The sequence below is a fragment of the Mycobacterium gordonae genome, from assembly GCF_002101675.1.
GTDB classification, from domain to species: Bacteria; Actinomycetota; Actinomycetes; order Mycobacteriales; family Mycobacteriaceae; genus Mycobacterium; species Mycobacterium gordonae.
The window spans coordinates 107741-128285 of record NZ_LQOY01000014.1 but is presented as its reverse complement, the minus strand read 5'-3'; the positions used below and the strand labels follow the sequence as shown (position 1 = coordinate 128285).

Annotated in this window: 21 protein-coding genes; 7 read left to right on the top strand and 14 right to left on the bottom strand. The window is 65.5% G+C overall.

Features of this window, described 5'->3' with window-relative positions; genetic code table 11:
• Positions 1-591 precede the first annotated feature (591 nt).
• The 4 genes from nrdE to AWC08_RS01975 all read right to left on the bottom strand — a co-directional run bounded on the left by nrdE (position 592) and on the right by AWC08_RS01975 (position 4668).
• Positions 592-2757: a class 1b ribonucleoside-diphosphate reductase subunit alpha gene (gene nrdE / locus AWC08_RS01995; RefSeq protein ID WP_065136921.1), complete on the bottom strand. Its 2166-nt coding sequence runs from the start codon at positions 2755-2757 to the stop codon at positions 592-594.
• Positions 2727-3218: a class Ib ribonucleoside-diphosphate reductase assembly flavoprotein NrdI gene (gene nrdI / locus AWC08_RS01990; protein ID WP_065136926.1), complete on the bottom strand. Its 492-nt coding sequence runs from the start codon at positions 3216-3218 to the stop codon at positions 2727-2729. Before nrdI ends, nrdE begins: the two co-directional genes overlap by 31 nt.
• Before the next feature lie 78 nt (positions 3219-3296).
• Entirely contained in the window at positions 3297-3536 is a 240-nt protein-coding gene (locus AWC08_RS01985) for a redoxin NrdH (RefSeq protein ID WP_065136920.1), read from the bottom strand.
• Positions 3537-4083: 547 nt separating this feature from the next.
• Complete coding sequence (locus AWC08_RS01975; RefSeq protein ID WP_065136919.1) at positions 4084-4668, bottom strand: NAD(P)H-dependent oxidoreductase; 585 nt, start codon at positions 4666-4668, stop codon at positions 4084-4086.
• Positions 4669-4753: 85 nt separating this feature from the next.
• On the opposite strand from AWC08_RS01975, the gene AWC08_RS01970 reads away from it, so the two are divergent.
• Together AWC08_RS01970 and AWC08_RS01965 are read left to right on the top strand one after the other, a co-directional pair.
• On the top strand, positions 4754-5353 hold the full coding sequence (locus tag AWC08_RS01970; RefSeq protein ID WP_065136924.1) for a TetR/AcrR family transcriptional regulator: 600 nt from the start codon (positions 4754-4756) through the stop codon (positions 5351-5353).
• Positions 5354-5361: 8 nt separating this feature from the next.
• A complete protein-coding gene (locus tag AWC08_RS01965; protein ID WP_065136925.1) occupies positions 5362-6390 on the top strand; it encodes a DNA polymerase IV in 1029 nt (342 codons plus the stop codon).
• Here the strand turns inward: AWC08_RS01965 and AWC08_RS01960 are convergent.
• Together AWC08_RS01960 and AWC08_RS36240 are read right to left on the bottom strand one after the other, a co-directional pair.
• A complete protein-coding gene (locus AWC08_RS01960) occupies positions 6387-7265 on the bottom strand; it encodes an SDR family oxidoreductase (protein ID WP_065136918.1) in 879 nt (292 codons plus the stop codon). The two genes, AWC08_RS01965 and AWC08_RS01960, sit on opposite strands and share 4 nt — an antisense overlap.
• Positions 7266-7474: 209 nt before the next feature.
• Positions 7475-7633 (bottom strand): hypothetical protein, encoded by a 159-nt coding sequence (locus AWC08_RS36240; RefSeq protein WP_156781468.1) that lies wholly within the window; start codon positions 7631-7633, stop codon positions 7475-7477.
• A gap of 20 nt (positions 7634-7653) precedes the next feature.
• Between AWC08_RS36240 and AWC08_RS36235 the strand changes: the two genes are divergently transcribed.
• Positions 7654-7815: a hypothetical protein gene (locus tag AWC08_RS36235; RefSeq protein WP_156781467.1), complete on the top strand. Its 162-nt coding sequence runs from the start codon at positions 7654-7656 to the stop codon at positions 7813-7815.
• Positions 7816-7832: 17 nt separating this feature from the next.
• Here the strand turns inward: AWC08_RS36235 and AWC08_RS01955 are convergent, their stop codons facing one another.
• Entirely contained in the window at positions 7833-8480 is a 648-nt protein-coding gene (locus AWC08_RS01955; RefSeq protein ID WP_065136917.1) for a TetR/AcrR family transcriptional regulator, read from the bottom strand.
• 121 nt (positions 8481-8601) lie between these two features.
• Here AWC08_RS01955 and AWC08_RS01950 point away from each other — a divergent pair, with 121 nt between their 5' ends.
• Entirely contained in the window at positions 8602-10092 is a 1491-nt protein-coding gene (locus tag AWC08_RS01950; protein WP_065136916.1) for a cytochrome P450, read from the top strand.
• Positions 10093-10150: 58 nt separating this feature from the next.
• Here AWC08_RS01950 and AWC08_RS01945 read toward each other — a convergent pair whose 3' ends face one another.
• Positions 10151-10672 (bottom strand): 2-isopropylmalate synthase, encoded by a 522-nt coding sequence (locus tag AWC08_RS01945; RefSeq protein ID WP_065136915.1) that lies wholly within the window; start codon positions 10670-10672, stop codon positions 10151-10153.
• Positions 10673-11385: 713 nt separating this feature from the next.
• On the opposite strand from AWC08_RS01945, the gene AWC08_RS38905 reads away from it, so the two are divergent.
• Entirely contained in the window at positions 11386-11520 is a 135-nt protein-coding gene (locus AWC08_RS38905; protein ID WP_256100048.1) for a hypothetical protein, read from the top strand.
• A 24-nt stretch (positions 11521-11544) separates the two neighbouring features.
• Here AWC08_RS38905 and AWC08_RS01940 read toward each other — a convergent pair whose 3' ends face one another.
• The 3 genes from AWC08_RS01940 to AWC08_RS01930 all read right to left on the bottom strand — a co-directional run bounded on the left by AWC08_RS01940 (position 11545) and on the right by AWC08_RS01930 (position 15277).
• Positions 11545-12522: a sensor histidine kinase gene (locus tag AWC08_RS01940; protein WP_065136914.1), complete on the bottom strand. Its 978-nt coding sequence runs from the start codon at positions 12520-12522 to the stop codon at positions 11545-11547.
• 114 nt (positions 12523-12636) lie between these two features.
• Entirely contained in the window at positions 12637-14085 is a 1449-nt protein-coding gene (locus AWC08_RS01935) for a FadR/GntR family transcriptional regulator (protein WP_065136913.1), read from the bottom strand.
• Positions 14086-14092: 7 nt separating this feature from the next.
• Complete coding sequence (locus AWC08_RS01930) at positions 14093-15277, bottom strand: thiolase family protein (RefSeq protein ID WP_065136912.1); 1185 nt, start codon at positions 15275-15277, stop codon at positions 14093-14095.
• A 61-nt stretch (positions 15278-15338) separates the two neighbouring features.
• Between AWC08_RS01930 and AWC08_RS01925 the strand changes: the two genes are divergently transcribed.
• Positions 15339-15677, top strand: a complete 339-nt coding sequence (locus AWC08_RS01925) for a Zn-ribbon domain-containing OB-fold protein (protein ID WP_065136911.1) — start codon at positions 15339-15341, stop codon at positions 15675-15677.
• A gap of 73 nt (positions 15678-15750) precedes the next feature.
• Here AWC08_RS01925 and AWC08_RS01920 read toward each other — a convergent pair whose 3' ends face one another.
• The gene (locus AWC08_RS01920; RefSeq protein WP_065136910.1) at positions 15751-16572 is read right to left on the bottom strand and encodes a class I SAM-dependent methyltransferase; all 822 of its coding nucleotides are present in this window, start codon (positions 16570-16572) and stop codon (positions 15751-15753) included.
• A 153-nt stretch (positions 16573-16725) separates the two neighbouring features.
• On the opposite strand from AWC08_RS01920, the gene AWC08_RS01915 reads away from it, so the two are divergent.
• Positions 16726-17400 carry a winged helix-turn-helix transcriptional regulator gene (locus tag AWC08_RS01915; protein ID WP_065136923.1) on the top strand — a complete coding sequence of 225 codons (675 nt, stop codon included), beginning with the start codon at positions 16726-16728 and terminating at the stop codon, positions 17398-17400.
• 72 nt (positions 17401-17472) lie between these two features.
• On the opposite strand, the gene AWC08_RS01910 is transcribed toward AWC08_RS01915, so the two are convergent.
• Both AWC08_RS01910 and AWC08_RS01905 read right to left on the bottom strand, forming a co-directional pair.
• On the bottom strand, positions 17473-19638 hold the full coding sequence (locus tag AWC08_RS01910; protein ID WP_065136909.1) for an acyl-CoA dehydrogenase family protein: 2166 nt from the start codon (positions 19636-19638) through the stop codon (positions 17473-17475).
• 72 nt (positions 19639-19710) lie between these two features.
• A complete protein-coding gene (locus AWC08_RS01905) occupies positions 19711-20469 on the bottom strand; it encodes an SDR family NAD(P)-dependent oxidoreductase (protein ID WP_065136908.1) in 759 nt (252 codons plus the stop codon).
• Between the last annotated feature and the right edge of the window lie 76 nt (positions 20470-20545).

Below are 20545 nucleotides of genomic sequence, written 5' to 3'. Positions count from 1 at the left end.
CTACGACGAACACAAAGCCTGGGCACACCGCACACCCGCAGCCGCTTGACGACTTACCCACCTGGGATGTCTAGACCCATCGCTCTCCGGTGATCACTCAAGATAGTTAAAGCGAGGATCTCCCGGGTCGTGCAAGTTGTTCTGCTGAGTGGGGCGGGACTCACGGAGCTAGGCTTCTGACTACTCCTGCGACCGGGACCCGGCGCCCATCGGCTTGGCGAAATGCCTCCCCGATGGACGGCATCTCTAGTGGCAATTCCCGTAGAAGCGGTACCGTCAGCGTGAAGGTTCCATCCGCGATCGAGCTCTCCCCGCTCATACGCATGCACCAAATCCATGACGTCCTGCGTCAGGTGTTCGTGATCGCACTCAACCCGCGTGTTGATGTACACCTCGTTCGGTGCACGGTTTGCGCAGCTCAGATAGGCGCACAGCAAATCTGAGTGTGCGATCGAGCCTAGAGCGTCTAGTGATCGCACACTTCCTTTAAAAACCGGAGTCGTGCAACAACTTCCGTAAGGATTGCACTGTCAACTTTGCTTTACTCATAAAATTCAGTCCTCTTATCGTTTTGGATTCGTTGGGGAAGCACTAGAGCATGCAGGACACGCAGCCCTCGACTTCGGTCCCTTCCAGCGCCATCTGCCGCAGCCGGATGTAGTACAGCGTCTTGATTCCCTTGCGCCAGGCGTAGATCTGCGCTTTGTTCACGTCGCGCGTCGTCGCGGTGTCCTTGAAGAACAGCGTCAGCGACAGCCCCTGGTCCACGTGCTGGGTGGCCGCGGCGTAGGTGTCGATGATCTTCTCGTAGCCGATTTCGTAGGCGTCCTGGTAGTACTGCAGGTTGTCGTTGGTCATGTAGGGCGCCGGGTAGTAAACGCGGCCGATCTTGCCTTCCTTGCGGATCTCCACTTTGGACACGATCGGGTGGATCGACGACGTCGAGTGGTTGATGTAGGAGATCGACCCGGTCGGCGGCACCGCCTGCAGGTTCTGGTTGTAGATCCCGTGTGTCTGCACCGACTCCTTGAGACGCTTCCAGTCGTCCTGGTTGGGGATGCGGATGCCGGCATCGGCGAAGAGCTGGCGCACCTTGTCGGTGGCGGGCTCCCACACCTGGTCGGTGTACTTGTCGAAGAACTCCCCCGAGGCGTACTTGGATCGCTCGAAACCCTTGAAATGGGTGCCGCGTTCGATCGCGATGCGGTTCGACGCCCGCAGCGCGTGGTAAAGCACCGTATAGAAGTAGATGTTGGTGAAGTCGATGCCTTCTTCGGAGCCGTAGAAGATCTCCTCGCGGGCCAAATAGCCGTGCAGGTTCATCTGCCCCAGTCCGATCGCGTGGGAGTCGTTGTTGCCCTGCTCGATTGACGGCACCGAGGCGATGTGGGTCTGGTCGCTCACGGCGGTCAGCGCCCGGATCGCCACCTCGATGGTCTGCGCGAAATCCGGCGAGTCCATCGTCTTGGCGATGTTCAACGACCCGAGGTTGCACGAAATGTCTTTGCCCACTTTGGCATACGACAAGTCGTCGTTGAACAGCGACGGCGTGGACACCTGCAGGATCTCCGAGCACAGGTTCGAGTGCGTGATCTTGCCCTCGATGGGGTTGGCCCGATTCACCGTGTCCTCGAACATGATGTAGGGGTAGCCGGACTCGAACTGCAGCTCGGCGAGCGTCTGGAAGAACTCGCGGGCCTTGATCTTCGTCTTGCGGATCCGCCCGTCGTCGACCATCTCGTAGTACTTCTCGGTGACCGAGATGTCCGCGAACGCCTTGCCGTAGACCCGCTCGACGTCATACGGCGAGAACAGGTACATGTCCTCGTTCTTCTTGGCCAGCTCGAAGGTGATGTCGGGGATCACCACGCCCAGGCTCAGCGTCTTGATCCGGATTTTCTCGTCGGCGTTCTCACGCTTGGTGTCCAGGAAGCGGTAGATGTCGGGGTGGTGGGCGTTGAGGTACACCGCGCCTGCGCCCTGCCGCGCTCCGAGCTGATTGGCATAGGAGAAGGAGTCCTCGAGCAGCTTCATAATCGGGATGACGCCCGAGGACTGGTTCTCGATGTTCTTGATCGGCGCGCCGTGCTCGCGAATGTTGCTCAGCAGCAACGCGACTCCCCCGCCGCGCTTGGACAGCTGCAAGGCGGAGTTGATGGACCGCCCGATCGACTCCATGTTGTCCTCGATACGCAGCAAAAAGCAGCTGACCGGCTCGCCGCGCTGTTTCTTACCCGAGTTCAGGAAGGTCGGGGTGGCCGGCTGGAAGCGGCCGTCGATGATCTCGTCCACCAGCTTCTCGGCCAGTCCGGTGTCACCGGCGGCCAGAGTCAGCGAGACCATCACGACACGGTCCTCGAAACGCTCCAGGTAGCGCTTCCCGTCGAAGGTCTTCAGCGTGTAGGAGGTGTAGTACTTGAACGCGCCCAGGAAGGTCGGGAAACGGAACTTCTTGGCGTAGGCGCGGTCGAGCAGGCTCTTGACGAAATTACGCGAATACTGATCGAGAACCTCACGCTCGTAATAGTTCTCGCGAATCAGGTAGTCGAGCTTTTCGTCCTGGTTGTGGAAGAAGACGGTGTTCTGGTTGACGTGCTCGAGGAAGTACTGCCGTGCGGCCAGTACGTCCTTGTCGAACTGAATCTTGCCGTCCGCATCGTACAGATTCAGCCTCGCATTGAGCGCGTGGTAATCAGTTTCGTCGGGCAACCCGTGCACGCCGGTGGTTACAGGCTCTGCAATGACGGTTGGTGGCACGTCTGTTCCTTCCAATATTGAGCCCAGAATTGAGCGAGGCCGTCGCGGACGGCGGCCACGTCGTCCGCGGTGCCCATCAGTTCGAACCGGTAGAGGTACGGAACACCGCACTTGCGCGAGACCACGTTGCCCGCGTAGGCGAATTCGGCACCGAAGTTGTTGTTGCCCGCGGCGATGACGCCACGGATCAGTGAGCGGTTGTGCTCGTTGTTCAAAAAGGCGATGACCTGCTTGGGGACGTAGCCACCATTATTGATGTCGGGGGTGGCCCGGCCGCCGCCGTAGGTGGGCAGCACCAGCACGTACGGTTCGTCAACCTCGATGCGGCCGTGCAGCGGTATCCGGATGGCGGGAACACCCAGCTTCTGCACGAAGCGGTGGGTGTTCTCCGACACCGAGGAGAAATAGACCAGTGACGATCGCAAGCGCGGTGCAACCGCGACCAGCGGGTCGTCACTCATCAAACCTAGGTTGGTACCCGCGATTTCTGAGATGTCCATCGGGCACCGCGACCCTTCCTTGTCTACCGCTATACCGGACTAGGCGCTCAGCGCCGATTCGGCGAGCGCCTTGATGCGGTCAGGCCGGAAACCCGACCAGTGCGCGTTGTCGGCCACCACCACGGGCGCCTGCAGGTAACCGAGCGCCATGACGTAGTCGCGCGCCTCGGGGTCCAGGGTGATGTCGACCTTCTGGTAGTCGATTCCCTGCTTGTCCAGTGCCTTGTAGGTGGCGACGCACTGCACGCAGGCGGGCTTGCTGTAGACGGTGATGCTCATGGCTGTACCGCTCCTTTGCGGGGAAGAGTGGACGGGGAAGGGCTACGACTGGGCAACGACTGGATTGGTACCTCCGCGCTATATTCAGCGCCCCGGCGAACCCCCAGATTCCCGTCGCGCGGGCGCTGGTTTCGAGCTGACCTGGCTCGACATGCGCACTGCGATTCCGGGAAGTTCATCGTGCCCCACCGGACCGGTCGGGACCGGATCGGGACTCGGTGAACCTGGGATCTGCCGGTCCTCGAAACACTACACCTAGGGGGTGACAACATGAAGAGATACAAGATGTTCTGAATAACATTTCTGAAATTCCCTGGTAGTAAGCCCTGTCGCGCGTGTCGGCCCGGCGTGTCGCAGATCACAAAATCGTGGCCATAGTCTCTGTGCGGCGGCGTCAGGGCGGTCATGAATCAGAGGTATATCAGCGACCACCGACAAGCCCGCCCGCGCGCACCTGTCCTCCCCTGCTAGCAAAGCCGCCGGCGAGAGCGCCGACGGCTTTGACTAGAGAATTGACCCGGCTGCAGCCGGCTCGATGCAAACGGCTTCAGCCGACCTCTGCGGCCAGCTTGCCGATCACGTCGCGCACGTTCGCCGACAGCTCCGCGTTGTCGGCCGGAGCGCTGCCACCCAGGGTCTGGAACGGCACCGAAAGCTTGATCGCGTCGCTCACCCGGGCACCGGCGATGGCGAACGACTTGCGGGTCTCGTCGTGCGCCCACACCCCGCCGTACCGGCCCATCGAGCCGCCGATCACGGCCAGCGGCTTGTCTTTGAGCGCCCCGTTGCCGAAAGGCCGGGAGAGCCAGTCGATCGCATTTTTCACGACGGCGGGAATCGTCCCGTTGTATTCGGGCGTGACCACCAGCGCGGCGTCGGCCTCGGCGGCCGCGCTCCGCAATGCCACCACCTGGGCCGGTGCCCGGTCCAGCTCGCTGTTCATCGCGTCGTCGATGTCCTCGTTGTAAAAGGGAATCTCCCCCAACCCGTCGAACACGGTGACATTGACCCCTTCGGGAGCCACCTCAGCCGCCAGCTCGGCGATCTGCCGGTTGACCGACCCCGCGCGCAGGCTGCCGACCAAAGCCAAGATCTTGATTTCCGTCACTGTCCGTTCCCTTCGGTTGTTGATGCCATCCTTGCACCGATTAAGTGGACTATGGTCCGCTTTATTCCCGTCGCGTTAAAGTGCAGAGGTGGGCGCTGTCGACGGCGGGCTGCGGCTACCGCCGCATGAAGACCTGACGAACGAGCCGCTGCCGGAGAGAAGCGACGCGGCGCGAAACCGGGCGCTGCTGCTGCAGGCAGCGCGCGAGTTGGTGGCCCAGCGCGGGGCCGGTGCGGTCACCATGGACGACATCGCCGCGGCCGCCGGCGTCGGCAAGGGAACGTTGTTTCGCCGGTTCGGCAGCCGATCAGGTCTCATGCTGGTGCTGCTGGACGAGGACGAAAAGGCCAGCCAACAGGCTTTTCTCTTCGGCCCGCCACCGCTGGGGCCGGACGCGCCGCCGCTGGAGAGGCTCATCGCCTTCGGCCGGGAACGCATCTGCTTCGCCCACACCCACCGCGAGCTGATGTCGGCGGCAAGCCGCGACCCGCACATGCGTCACGTGGGCGCCGCTCTCGTGTTGCGCACTCATGTGCGCGTGCTGTTGCACGCCGCGCACACCACCGGTGACCTGGACATCCAGACAGACGCGCTGCTGGCTCTGCTCGACGTCGGCTACGTCGAGCATCAACTCACCGAGGGTGGCCACACGCCGGAGACGCTGGGCGAGGCGTGGGCGAGCCTGGCCCGCAAGCTGTGCGGCCGGTAACCGCAGACGTGTCGGGCTGGGTGCTGCACGTCGACCTCGACCAGTTCCTCGCCTCGGTCGAGCTGCGCCGCCATCCCGAACTGGTGGGGCGCCCGGTCATCGTCGGCGGCAGCGGCGACCCGACCGAAGCGCGCAAGGTCGTCACCTGCGCGTCGTACGAGGCCCGCGAATTCGGCGTGCACGCCGGCATGCCGTTGCGCGCCGCGGCACGTCGCTGCCCGGACGCCACCTTCCTTGCCTCCGATCCCGCCGCCTACGACGAAGCCTCCGAGCAGGTGATGGGACTGTTGCGCGACCTCGGCCATCCTGTCGAAGTGTGGGGCTGGGACGAGGCTTACGTGGCCGTGCCGGCCGACCCGTTCCAAGCGGCCGAGACCATCCGCGACGTCATCGCGGCGCAGACCGGATTGTCCTGTTCGGTGGGCATCAGCGACAACAAACAGCGCGCCAAGGTCGCGACCGGCTTCGCGAAACCGGCCGGGGTGTTCCAGCTCACCGACGACAACTGGATGACCACGATGGCCGAGCGGCCCGTCGACGCGCTGTGGGGCATCGGCCCTAAAACCTCGAAAAAGCTTGCCGCCCTGGACATCACCACCGTGGGACAACTCGCCCGCAGCGACGGTGAGCTGTTGACGTCGGTGTTCGGCCCGCGCACCGGCCTGTGGTTGCTGCTGCTGGCCAAAGGCGGCGGCGACACCGAGGTCAGCGCGCAACCGTGGGTGCCACGTTCGCGCAGTCACGTCGTCACGTTCCCGCGCGATCTCACCGATCGCTCTGAAATGGATTCGGCAATAACCGAATTGGCTCAGCGCGCGCTCGATGACGTGGTCACCGAGGGGCGGGTCGTCACGCGGGTGGCGGTCACCGTGCGCAGCGCGACCTTCTACACCCGCACCAAGATCCGCAAACTGGACGTGCCGACCACCGACTCCGGCGTCATCACCGCGGCCGCGCTGCGCATCTTGGACCTGTTCGAACTCGACCGCCCCGTCCGCCTGCTCGGGGTGCGCCTGGAACTACAGATGCCTTCCTAACGCCCCAACTGCGGGGGCGCCGGCTTCAAAGCGCGCGTGAAGATTCCGTTGACCTGGCGCATCGCCACGCTATAGGGCCACCAGGCCAGTCTCTTGAAGGCGTACAACGCCCTGATGTCCTGCGAGGTGTAGATCAGATAGCGCTTCCTGGCGACCCCGGCGAGGATCTTTTCGGCGGCCCGTTCCGGCGAGACGGCGTGGCCGCTGAAGCGGTTCACCCAGCGCGCCACCTGCGGGTCTTCGCGGTCCACGCCAGCGATTTCGACGGTGTTGACCAACGGAGTCCGCACAGCGCCGGGCACCACCACCGACACGGCGATGCGGTGCCGGGCCAGGTCGAAGCGCAGCACCTCGGAGAGCCCGCGCAGGCCGTACTTGCTGGCGCTGTAGGCCGCATGCCAGGGCAGTGCGACGATCCCGGCCGCCGAGGACACATTGACCACGTGCCCGCCCCGGCGAGCCGCAATCATCTGCGGAACGAAGGACTCGATCACGTGGATGGGCCCCATCAGGTTGATCGAAATCATCTTGTTCCACTGCTCGTGGGTCAACCGGTCGACCGTGCCCCACGCCGAGACGCCGGCGATGTTGAGCACGATGTCCATGCTGGAATGCCCGGTGTGGATGTCGGCCGCGAACGCGGCCACCTGTTCGTAGTTCGAGATGTCGAGCACCCGGTGGGCCGGCACCTGCGCGCCGAGCGCCCGGGCGTCGGCCACGGTCTGCGCCAACCCGTCGCCGTCGCGGTCGGTGAGATACAGCTCGGCGCCGTGCGCCGCCAACCGCAACGCGGTCGCACGGCCGATGCCACTGGCCGCACCGGTCACGAAACACCGCTTTCCCGCGAAATACTCCGGGGAGCCGCTCTGCACCATGGTCGGCACGATACCGGGGGTACCGGTCCTGCCGACCAACGCGGCCCGCTGCGAGCCGGCTGCACGAGAGCGCCGCGCGTTTACGCCGGTGCCGCCTGGACATTCTTTCGCCCTGAAGGGCCGCGCGTCTAAACCGTTTACATCGCCCGATCGTGCGTCAAATGCAACTACATTCATCAAATTGCGTGACATGCGCGTCCGGACACCCCTTACCCGAAAACGCTTGCCCACCAACCGGTCTCGGTTTCTGCCGCGAGGCGGCAGAACTCCAGATAGTTGCTGAACAGATCCAAGAAAATGGCTTCAGCACGCCATTTACCTTCGACAGTTATTGCGATAATGTTCGGCCATTCCTGCACCAGCGGCATTACCCATGATTGGAGCCCTGATGACGACCATGAACACCGAGCGCATCATCCGCCTACTCGTCGCCGCCACGTTGGCAGCGGCTGTCGCCTCGGCGACGGCGGCGTGCGGGCCCAACCTTCGGACGGATGTCCAGTCTCAGTCCGGGCCGGTCAGCGTCGCGCCGGTGCACACCAGCAGTTGATCGACCGGCGCTCGGAGCTACCGCGCCGGGCCGCCCCACAGCGCGTTGAGCCACATCTGCTCGAGCACCTTGACCCGTCGTTCGAGATCGCTCTCACGTCCCATTAGCAGCGGGTCCCCCGTCAAGGTCAGCGCCGTGGTCCCCGCCAGGGTACGAATCAGCGTCGGCAGGTCATCGCTGATCGGCCGGGCAGTGCCGGCCTTCATTTCGGCTTCCACCACGCTGACGATCTGGCGGAACACCACGTCGAATTGCCGGCCGAGGATCTCTTGGATCTCGATGTCGGTGTGGCGGGCGGCGTTACAGGCCTTCACCACCGGGTCGTTGTCGGTGTACACCGCCGCGGCACTGCCGACCATGCGTTTGGCGAACTGCTCCGGCGACTCGCCCGGCTGGCGCGGTGCGAAGTACTGGGTCAGCTCCTCGAGTTCTTCGGCGACCTCGGCCAGGATCTGCGCAAGCACCGAGTACTTCGAGTCGAAGTAGAAGTAGAAACCCGAGCGGGCAACGCCGGCTCGCAGGCTGATGGCGCTGACCGAGAGCTCCGAAAACGGCGCCTCCTGCAGCAGTTCACGCACTGCCTGCATGATCGCTTGCCGATGCTTGTCACCGCGCCGACGCGATGCCGGCGCGCCCTGGCCCTCATCAGCGGCCGGGCTACTCACTCGCGATCACCTCTCGACCATGCACCACACCAATCCAAAAAGAAAACTTGACAGGCGTCAAGTCCGTCCGAAATATTGGGAAATAGTGACGGTTACCACAACCGGTGAGGAGCGCGCGTCAATGGCGACTGGCAAGGCGACAATCAGCACCCCCGACTATCTTCTCGATCAAGCCAGGCGCCGGTTCACGCCGTCGTTCAACAACTTCCCGGGCATGGGACTGGTGGAACGCAGGCTGCGCAACACGCAGTTCCCGGAGAAGCGGCTCGCCGACCCGCCGCCGGGCAGCGGGCTGAAGCCGATCGTCGGCGACGCGGGCCTGCCGATCCTTGGGCACATGATCGAGTTGTTGCGGGGCGGACCGGATTACCTGATGTTCCTGTACGAGACCCGGGGCCCGCTCATCTTCGGCGACTCACCGTTTCTGCCGTTTGTCACGGCGCTGGGACCCGATGCCGCCCAGGCCATCTACTCCAATCGCAACAAGGACTTCTCCCAGCAGGGCTGGGTACCGGTGATCGGCCCGTTCTTCCGCCGCGGCCTGATGCTGCTCGACTTCGAAGAGCACATGTTCCATCGGCGGATCATGCAGGAAGCGTTCATCCGGTCCCGCCTGGTCGGCTATCTGGAGCACATCGACCAGGTGGTGCAGCACGTGATCTCCGATGACTGGGTGACGAACGACCCGCGTTTCCTGCTGTATCCGGCGATGAAGGAGATGACGCTCGACATCGCCTCGATGGTGTTCATGGGGCACGAACCGGGCACCGATCACGAGCTGGTCACCAAGGTCAACAAGGCGTTCACCACCACCACGCGGGCGGGCAACGCGGTGATCCGCAAGGGCGTCCCACCGTTCACGTGGTGGCGCGGCCTCAAGGCCCGAGAGCTGCTGGAGAACTACTTCGCCGAGCGGGTCAAGGAGCGCCGCGGCAAAGAAGGCAACGACCTGCTGACGGTGTTGTGCGAGACCGAGGACGAGGACGGCAACCGGTTCTCCGACGAAGACGTCATCAACCACATGATCTTCCTGATGATGGCCGCGCACGACACCTCCACGTCGACGGCCACCACGATGATCTACCACCTGGCCGCCCACCCGGAGTGGCAGCAGCGCTGCCGCGACGAATCGGACCGCCTCGGCGATGGCCCCCTGGACATCGAGTCGCTGGAGAAGCTGGAATCTCTGGACCTGGTGATGAACGAGTCCATCCGATTGGTGACGCCGGTCCAGTGGGCGATGCGGCGCACGGTGCGGGACACCGAACTGCTCGGCCACTACCTGCCCAAGGGCACCAACATCACCGCGTTCCCCGGATTGAATCACCGCCTGCCCGAAATCTGGACCGACCCGATGAAATTCGACCCCGAGCGGTTCACCGAACCGCGCAACGAACACAAGCGGCACCGGTATGCGTTCACACCGTTCGGCGGCGGTGCGCACAAGTGCATCGGGATGGTCTTCGGTCAGCTGGAAGTCAAGACGATCCTGCACCGGCTGCTACGCCGGTATCGGCTGGAGCTGCCCCGGCCCGACTATCAGCCGCGTTGGGACTACGGCGGCATGCCGGTGCCGATGGACGGCATGCACATCGTGTTGCGTCCGCTCTGACTTCGCGGCCACAGCGGCTCGTTCCGCAGTACCCTCCCGCGCTCGTTTCCCTCCAGGCTCAAGCCGGGCAACCGGAAGCGAGCAGCCGGTTGACGCAGCCGATCACCGCACGCAACGCCGACTCGGTCCGGTCCTCAGCCCACCCCATGGCCCATGCCGGGTGAGTACCGTCGGTGCCCCGAACCAGGGTAGCCACGTCGTTTCCCGAGCACATCTGGTGAAACTTCAATATTTCCAGCCGAATTCCGCGTCCATGCAGCATGGCGGTGAGTGCCGCGACTTCACCGCCGCCGGCCGCCGTCGACGTGCCGATGCGATCGCCGACGGCGATGACGGCGCGAAAGGTGCGCGCCTGGGGACCCATCCGGCTCGCCGGGCGGTGGGCATCGTCGCAGGACCACTGTCCAAGTCGCACCGGACCGGCAAGAGGGCTGAAGACGGCGACGAATCGCTGCCACGACAGCGCCCCGGCCTGCTCACGCAGGCCGGCCGGCAGCGCCACGCCGAAATGGTGACGAAACCATTCCTCGGCGGAATCAATAGCCGCGGGGTGGTGGAGATCCTGGCTGAGGATGGTCATTGCGACGGTCTTCTCTTGCTCGAAGGAGCGACCGACGGTAGTAGCTTCCGACCCACAGCGGGGGGTCGGTCTGGATCAGACCCCGCTGCGGGTGCTGGCTACTACGGCATGCAACACAAGACGCACGAGCGCAGACACTAGACCGCCGGCGCCCGGGCGCGCAACCGGTTTTCCTGCGGACGGAAATGCAATGCGCCCATTTCGATGCAAAACCGCTCGCTCGACGCATTGCCGGAGTTAGCATCTTGATAGCGATTAATTCGCTAAATGGGGTAATCAGCAAACGAAGGGGGTAGCCGATGAAAGTACGCAGATCTGGCAGGGGGATTCAGGCGGTGAAAGTCGTGGTCGCCGTGTTGGCCACTGCTTTCGCCGTGGCGTCGGCTGGTTGTACGGCGCAAACGGCGGGTTCGGTCGGCGGCACCGTGGGTACGCCTCCTTCACCCGCCGCTCAGTAATCACCCCAATAACGTCGGGGGAACCCGCTGGGAACCGCTGCACTCGCAGTCGGTTCCCAGCGGGCTGACGTACCGAATGAATGCTTTACCCCTCAACACCCAATTGCCAGCTCGCTTCTTGCCAATTGAATTCATCTGGATTTTCCGCGGTTCTCTGAAAAACCGACTCGCTAAACGCTGCGCGGCGATAGCATCACAGACGTTCGAAGTCGTCACATGAAACACGCCCCGGCACGGCGGAGAAAGGCGAGAACAATGCGTACCAAGCGGAAAACCCTGCAGACGGTGGGAGCCCTGATTCTTGCGGCGTTCGCGTTGTTCGCGGTGGGTTGCAGTAATCAGATGAGCCCAGCGCGTACCCCGGAAGGCAACACCGGGCAGCTCGGCTGACCGAAGTTATCAGCCCGTACCCGGTCAGCAGTCCCGCGCGGAGTCCAGCCTCAGGTACGCCTGGATGGTGGTGCCGTTCGCGGTGGTGTGGGTGCGCACCAGATCGGCCATCGCGTTGACCAGGAACAGACCGCGACTAGCGGTGCCACTGCCGTTCGGGCGTCTCAGTCCGACGTAGGGGTCTTCCAGTCGCCCGGCGTCGCGTGCCTCGCACACCAGATGCTCGTCGTGGCGCCAAAAGGCGAGGCGGCACGCGCCGCCCGCGTACTGCAGGCTGTTCGTTGCGAGTTCGGTGGCGATCATCTGCAGGTCGTCCCGACCGTCCTTGGACAGTCCGACCCAGCCGGCGTAGTCGGCGGCGAACGACCGCGCCGGACGCAGGTCCGCGCTGCGCCGCACCATGTAGGTCACCGCGCCCGGGTTTAAAGGCAGCGGTTGATTGCAGCGCGCCAGTACCTCGCCGGGCGCGTAATCATCGCTGGGACAAGCCGAGTCACCTTTCCACAGCAACGGGTGGGTGCGGCGGGCATCCGCCAGCACCCCGTCCGGCAAATGAGTCGCGTCATACAGACACAACCCCAGCACGTTTCGCGCTTTCAACGCCCCATTACTCATCGCCTCGTGCTCCACGCAGGACAGACATTCGTCGGCGCTGCGGCCCGGCCAGACCAGTTCACTCACGACGCGGACAGTCTGATCTGGGTGCTTCTCGGCGAAGGCGGTTTCCATGGCCAAAAACCGACTGGGATTGCGCGCTACGTCCGTGATGTCGACCAACCGGAGTTCGGCATCGCATCCGGCGCGCGCGGCCCACAGCGCCGGGCCCAGCATCGCCAACCTGTCGCGCGGCACAGCGACCAGCACCGGTTCGTCCAGAGCAAAGCCGTCCGCAGCGAATCGGACCACGAAATCCAGGCACTGGCGTTCGGACTGATACAACAGCGCAGAGTGCAGGAAGCCTCTCTCGGCGCCCAGGGGTCTGATCTCCGTGCCCGCGGTCATAGAGACTCCCACCCAACGTCAGCCGGTACGCCGCTGTACCGCGATTACTTGAGTATCCCTGTACCCCCAGCGAGGCTTTGCTAAGCGCGGGCTTTGCGGTGGGGCGTGTCGCGCTCAGAGCCACCAGGACGCCGCGGCGTCCAGGTGCCGCCGGATGCGGTAGCGCGCCAGGCTGTCGTCACCGCAATCGATGGCCTCCAGGATCCGCAGGTGAGCGTCGCCGACAGCGGCCACGTCGGTCCGCGTCAGCTGGGCCTGACCGGTCGTGGACCAGTGCCGGCGGAACAGTTCGACGATGATGCGCAGGAAAAGGTCGAGCAGCGCGTTGCCGGCCAGGTGCGCCAGACCGACATGAAAGCGGAACTCCTCGACGGCCGCGTCGCGCGCATCGCCGCCGACGTCTCCCGCCACTGTCGACCAACCGTGCGGGTCCAGGAAAGCGGCCACGTCGGGTTGGGCGCGGCGCGCCACCACGTTGACCACGTTGTCAATCTCGATGGCTTCCCGCACGCAGCGCAAGTCTTCCCACGTCGGCTTGCGGTATTGCAGATACAGCGCGATGGTGTCGATGCTGGCCTGGGCGCGCGGTCTGGCGACGACGAGGCCGCCGCCGGGGCCCCGACGCATGTGCGCAACCTGGTGATATTCCAGTAGCCGCACCGCCTCACGCAGTGCCGCCCGGCTCACCCGGTACCGCTGCAGCAGCGCCGTCTCGGTGCCGAAGACCGAACCCACCTGCCAGCCGGTGGCGGCGATGTCGTCGGCGATGTTGGCCGCCAGCACTTCGGCGAGCTTGCCGCGCGGCGCTTCGGAGGCGAGTCGCTTGCCCGCCGAGCCGGGTCTGGCCCGACGTGCCGGGTCCTGGTGTTCGGCCAGCCAGGCCGTCACCCGCTGCACGTGCCGCTCACTGAGGGTCTTGGCCCGCGCCGAATCGCCGGCGGTGACGGCCGCGACGATGTCGGCGTGGGCACCGCGCATCTGGTGAGCGGCGTCGGCCGCCTCGGCCGCGGAGCCGGTCCGCGCGGTGCGGGCATAACGCTTCGTCAGCCTCATCAAGACATCGATAAATAGTTGCAGCACCGGGTTTTTCGATTGCTCGGCCAGCGCGGTGTGGAATTCGTCGAGGGGCCGGCCGGGCCGCCACTGCTGCTCAGCGCTGAGCACCGATCGCAACCGGCCGATTCCCGCCTCGTCGATGCGTTCGGCGGCCAGCGCGGCCGCCAGCGGCTCGAGCACCAACCGCGCGTTGAGCAGGTCGGCCAGTGTGGTGCCCAAGTGTTCCAGGTAGATGACGACGGCGCGGGTCGCCGGCCCGGCATCGGGCTCGCAGATGATCAACCCGCCGTTGGGTCCGCGTCGCATCCGGGCGACCTGGTGGTGCTCGAGAAGGCGGACGGCCTCGCGCAGTACCGACCGGCTCGCGCCATAGCGTTGTTGCAGAGCGGCTTCCGAGCCGAGTGACTCCCCGACCACCCAGCCGCGGCGGACGATGTCCTCCTCGATACGACGGGCGATCTTCGCGGCCAGCTTGTCCGACCGGACCTGGTCCGGTTCGGCGGTCACTGCCGGCTCAGCATGTGAGCAGCATGCATCCCGCGACCGGTCCGCCACCGACGGACACCACGCCGACTTCGGGACGCCGCTCCACCTGCCGCTCCCCCGCCTCGCCGCGCAGTTGCAGACACCCTTCGTGCAGTGCCCAGTAGCCGTGCATGCGCCCGGCTGAAAGTTGGCCGCCATAGGTGTTCAGCGGCAGCTGCCCGTCTCTGGCGATGCGGGCGCCGCCTTCAACGAACGGACCTGACTCGCCGTCGCCGCACACCCCGAGGGCTTCCAGCCAGGACAGGGTCAGGTAGGTGAAACCGTCGTAAAGCTGGGCGACGTCGAGGTCGGCGGGCCTCAGCTCTGTGTGCGACCACATCTGCGCCGTGGCGTCCGACATCGCCATCTTCGGGTAATCCTGGCGGTGGAACCACCCGCCGGCACCGTCGGAACCGCCGATGGCCTCCACTTTCACGGCGCGGTGCGGGCAGTCCCCGGCGTACTCGGCGTGCGACACCACGACGGCGATCGAGCCGTCGATGGGCACATCGCAATCCAGCAATCCGAACGGTGTGGACACCGGGCGGGCGCCCAGGTAATCGGCCATTGTCATCGGATCCCGATACACCGCAAGGGGATTCAGTGCCGCATTGCGACGGCCGTTGAGAGCGATCCAGCCCAGTTGCTCCTTGGTGGTTCCGTACTGTTCCATGTGCCGACGGCAGTTCAGGGCCAACCAGTTGGCCGCCGAGTAGGCGTGCGCGGCAACCAGGTCGTTGATGTCGTCCATGGCGCCGACGGCAGGACGCTCTCCTTCGGGGGCATCGAACATCCGGGCGAGCGGTGGGGCGGGGGCGTCTTTGTCCTGCAGGATCGTGCCGCCCAACATCTGGATGGTGCGGTAGACCACCACATGGCGGGCGCGTCGCTCCGAGACTGCGCGGCATGCCGACATCACCGGGCTGAGCAGACCGCCGGTGCCGAATCCACTGCCGCAATCGGCGGCATCGATCTGCAGTTCGGCGTTGACCTCGGCGGCCGGCGTGTCACCCAGTGTCGCGATGCCGTCGATATCGGCCGCCCGCAGGCCGGCGTCGTCGATGGCGGTCCGCACCGCCTCCATGGTCAGGTCCCGACCGGGAATACCGGTGCGTCGGCCGATGCGCGAGATGCCGATGCCGGACACGATCGCTTCTTTTTCGAAGTACTTCATCTACACCGTCCGTAGACCACACCGCGACATATCGGGACGAATTGAGTGTACTGTATTTGTCGTGTCGACTTCCCCGTTGCTCGTCGAGCACTGCGACAAGTGCGCACACTGGGTGCATCCCGCGGCCGGTCAGTGCCGTGATTGCGGTGGTCCGCTGATAACCAAACCGGTGTCCGGCCACGGCACGGTGTTCACCTACACCGTCAACTACCACCCTTACAACCCGGAGATCCCGACGCCGTACGTGATCGCACTGGTCGAACTGGCCGAACAGAGCGGGCTGCGCGTTGCCGCGAACATTGTTGACTGCGAACCGGATTCGGTGTCCTGCGGGATGCCTGTCGCCATCCGGCCGGAGCGTGGCACCGCCGGTGCCCCGCTGTTCGCGCCTGTCGCCTAGTTGCGCGAGCAGACGCAAAAGCGCCCCAAATCACCGATTTTGGGGCGCTTTGCGTCTGCTCACCAGGGCCGGGTCAGCGCTTGCGCGCGGTAACCAGCAGGTACTCCCACCGCATCGTCGACCCTCCGGCCAGATGGCGGTCGCCCAGTGCCGCCAACTCCGCATCCAGCGCCGCGACGCGGTCGGGGTCCCCGGCGATTTCCCGGTAAGCGGCGACCGTCGGCCCATAGTTCGCCTTGAAGAAGTCCCGGAAGGCCGCCCCGTCACCGAAAGTAGCCACCGGCAACATCTCTCGCCGTGCCGCGAAGCCGGTAATGCGGTCCGACAGCAGATCCCGGACATGATTATCGTCGCCCCACAGGGGCGCCGGCTGCGCACCCGGTAGCGGTGGCGGCAGGTAAGGCTTCAGGGTCGCGAACATCTGGCCGACGAAGCCTTCGGGTGTCCAGCTGATCAGCCCGATCACCCCGCCGGGGCGGCAGACTCGGAGCAACTCGTCGGCCGAGCGCTGATGATGGGGGGCGAACATGACGCCGATGCAGGACAGCACCGCGTCGAACGCATCGCCCCCGAACGGCAGCGCCTCGGCGTTGGCCTCCATCCATCGCAGCCGCGCGCCGCGGGCCTGCGCCAGCCGGCGGCCGCGTTCCAGCAGCTCCGGGCAGAGATCGCTGGCGATCACGTCGGCACCGAGCAGCGCGGCCGGGATGGCCGCGTTGCCGGATCCGGCCGCCACGTCCAGGACGCGGTCACCGGCGCCAATACCGCTGGCCGACACCAGGACCGGACCCAGCGGTGCCACCACATCGGTCGCAACCGACGCGTAGTCGCCCAGCGCCCACAGCGCTCGATGCTTGCTTTCGTAGCCGCGATCCGGCTCGGTGACTGTGGTCATCGTTGGCTTCCCCTCTGATTGAACTGGTTGATCTCCATCATCGGATCGTCCGATGAACTGGTTCCAGTGCCAGATGTGAAGCACCTGCGGTACACAATCTGTACTAGTCAACTGCCTCGGCGCGGCGTCTACTGGAAACGAGGGAGGGTGCCGATGTCCACCTACAGTCAGTTCTGCCCCGTCGCCAAGGCGATGGAACTGCTCGACGAACGCTGGACGCTGCTTGTCGTGCGCGAACTACTGCGAGGCAGCGCCCATTTCAACGACCTGCGCCGCGGAGTACCGAAAATGTCGCCGGCCTTGCTGTCCAAGCGCCTGAAGTCACTGACCCGTGCCGGTGTGGTCGAACGCACCGACCTCGATGGCCGAACGTCCTACTCCCTGACGACGTGCGGCCAGGAACTGGCCACGGTGGTTGATGCGCTGGGCGCGTGGGGCGTGCGCTGGATCTCCGAACTCGGCGACGACGATCTCGATCCGCACCTGCTGATGTGGGATATCCGTCGCACGATCTCCGTCGACGCGTGGCCGCGGGCCCGCACCGTGCTGGCTTTTCAGCTGTCCGGCGTGGACCCCAAGGCCGCCCGCTGGTGGCTGGTGGTATCCGAGGGAGAGGCCGATGTCTGCGACTTCGACCCCGGCTACGAGGCGGCCGCGACGGTGGAAACCAGCCTGCTGACCCTCATCCAGCTGTGGCGCGGCGATCTGTCCTGGTCGCGGGCAATGCTCAACGGCGCGTTGGCCATTCACGGCGCCGCGGACGCGCGCAAAGCGGTGCCCGACTGGCTCGGCCAGTCGCGCCTGGCCGCAGTCCCCCGCCCCGCCTGACTCCCGCCAGCAGACGCTCGAGCACCGTGGAGCTGGTGCTCCACGGTGCTCTTGCGTCTGCTCGCCAGCGGCCTAGTTGATCAGCGGGTCGCGAGGCATGCCGAGAATCCGCTCGGCGATCTGGTTGCGGGTGACCTCAGATGTGCCGCCGGCGATCGCCATGCCGCGGGCACCCATCACCATCCGGCCGGCCAACGCGGCCGGCCCGTCCAGCAGCGCGGTCTCCGGTCCGCTCAGCGCGGTCGCAATGGCGGCACCCTCGATCATGTGGTCGGCCAGCTTCAGCTTGGTGACATTGCCTTCGGGCCCCGGACCCGCGCCCTCCACGCTGCGGGCGGCCCGGCGCAGGTTCAGCAGTCGCAGCGCATTCTCCTCGGCCAGGTAGGTCCCCACCCGAATCACCGCGCCCGCCAACTGATCCGAACGCCGTTGTGCCTGCTTGACCAGCTCCCCGGCCAGACCTTCGTAGAACGAGCCACTGCCGCCGATGCTGACCCGCTCGTTGCCCAGCGTCGCGCGCGCCACCGTCCACCCGGAGTTGGGCGCGCCGACCACGTCCTCGTCGGGCACGAACAGGTCGTTGAAGAACACCTCGTTGAATTCGGAACCGCCGGTGATCTGCCGCAGCGGGCGCACCTCCACCTCCGGGGCTTTCATGTCCACGATGACGGTGGTGATGCCGGCGTGCTTGGGCGCCTCGGGGTCGGTGCGCACGGTCGCCAGACCGCGCGCGCAGTACTGCGCTCCACTGGTCCAGACCTTCTGGCCGTTGATCTTCCACCCGCCGTCGACCCGGGTGGCGCGGGTCTTGACCGACGCGGCGTCCGAGCCGGCCTCCGGCTCGGAGAACAACTGGCACCAGATCTCGTCTTTGCGGAGCGCCTTCTCCACGAATCTTTCGATCTGCCAATCGGTTCCGTGCTGAATCAGCGTGAGGATGACCCAGCCGGTGATGCCGTAGTCTGGGCGCCTGATGCCCGCTGCGCGGAACTCCTCTTCGATCACCAGCTGCTCCACAGCGTCGGCGGCGCGGCCCCACGGCTTGGGCCAGTGCGGCATTACATAGCCGGTCTCGATCAGCTTGTCGCGTTGTGCCGCTTTTTCCAGCCCGGCGAGTTCGGCTGCCTCAGAACGGATCTGGGTGCGCAACTCCTCCGCCTCCGGAGGCAGGTCCAGGCTGTTCTCCCGTACGACGCCGGCCGCGGTCAGGTCGAACACGTCGCGCGCGGGCGCGTCACCGCCGAGCAGCGCCGAAGTCACCAGCGCACGGCGCAGATGCAGATGCGCGTCGTGCTCCCAGGTGAATCCGATTCCGCCGTGCACCTGGATGTTCAGCTCGGCATTACGGGCGTACGCGGGGAATGCCAGCGCGGCGGCCACTGCTGACACCAGCCGGAACTGATCCTCGTTCTCCGACGCCGCACGGGCGGCGTCCCACACCGCTGCCAGTGCGGACTCGGCGGCCACCAGCATGTTCGCGCAATGATGTTTCACCGCCTGGAAAGTGGCGATGGTGCGGCCGAACTGCTTGCGCACCTTGGCATACTCCACCGCGGACTCGACGCAGTCGGTGGCGCCGCCGACGGCTTCGGCGGCCAGCAACGTGCGCGCCCGGGCCAGGGCCGACGCGGCGGCGCCGGACAAGATGTCGTCGTCGGTCACCTGCACGTCCTGCAGCCGAACGCGCCCGGAGCGCCGGGTCGGGTCGAGATTCTCCGGCACCTCGACCGAGACGCCGGAGCGTCCGCGGTCCAGCACCAGCACATCGTCACCGGCCGCCAGCAACAGCACGTCGGCCAGCCCGGCACCGAGCACCACCCCGGCCTCGCCGTCGGCCACCCCGTCGGAAACCCGCACGCCGCCAACCAAACCGACGCCGGCGGTGACGGTTCCGTCGATCAGTCCCGGCAGCAAGCGGGTCTGCTGGTCGGCGGTGCCGGCGTGGGCGATCACCGCCGAGGCGATCACGGTCGGCACGAACGGCCCGGGCGCCACCGCACGCCCGAGTTCCTCGACGACCACCACCAATTCGGGCAGTCCGTAGCCGGATCCGCCGTGCTCTTCGCCGATGTGCAGACCGAGCCAGCCCAGTTCCACCAGTCCCTGCCAGAACGAAGGCCGCTCCTCCTCCGGCGCATCGAGCAGCGACCGTGCCGCCGACCGCGCCTTCTGGGAGGTCAGGAACCCGCGGGCTACCTCGGCGAGTTCGCGATGGTCGTCGGTCAGTGCGATACCCATACGGGTCCTCCTCGCAGCGCTGCTGATTCTGCAAAGAGTGTACTCATTGCGACGCGAACCGCGGCCGGGGTGTTACTTGGGCGCGAACCGTTGCCCCGCGTCCAGCCGCAGGCACTGGCCGTTGAGCATGGGGTTGTCCACGATCGCCGCGACCAGTTTCGCGTACTCCTCGGGGCGGCCCAGGCGCTTGGGGAAGGCCGCGTCCTTGGTCAGGGCCGCCGCGAACTCGTCCGGGATGCCCTGGGTCAATCCCGTGGCGAACAGGCTCGGCGCAATGGCCAACACGCGGATGCCCAACGACCCGAGGTCGCGCGCCATGGTCAGGCACATGCCCGCGATACCGGCCTTGGCGGCGGTGTAGGCGACCTGCCCGATCTGACCTTCGAACGCCGCGATCGACGCGGTGTTGATGATGACGCCGCGCTCGTCGTCCTCGGGCTCGTTCTTGGCCATGTGCGCAGCGGCCAGACGGCTGATGTTGAAGGTGGCGATCAGGTTGAGGTCGATGACGGACTGAAACGACTCGAGGTCGTGCGGACCGGACTTGGTCATGGTCCGCTTGGCGATGCCGCCGCCGGCGGTCGTCACCGTGACGTGCAGACCGCCCAGATCGTCGACTGCGGCCTGCAGCGCCTGCTCGGTGCCGGCGAAGTCCGTGACGTCCACGGGATAGAACTTGCCGTCGATCCCGTCGGCTACCGCCTTGCCGTCCGAGCTCTCCCGGTCGAGCACCGCGACCTGCGCGCCGCGCTGGTGCAGAAGTTCGGCGCTGGCCCGTCCCATCCCCGAGGCGCCGCCGATGACGACGACCTTCTTCCCGCTGATCTCCACCCGAACCTCCAATATCTGGGTTGTCACTTTGACTGCAATTTGTAACGTTAACCCGTCACGGTAGCGCGTCGGGTCC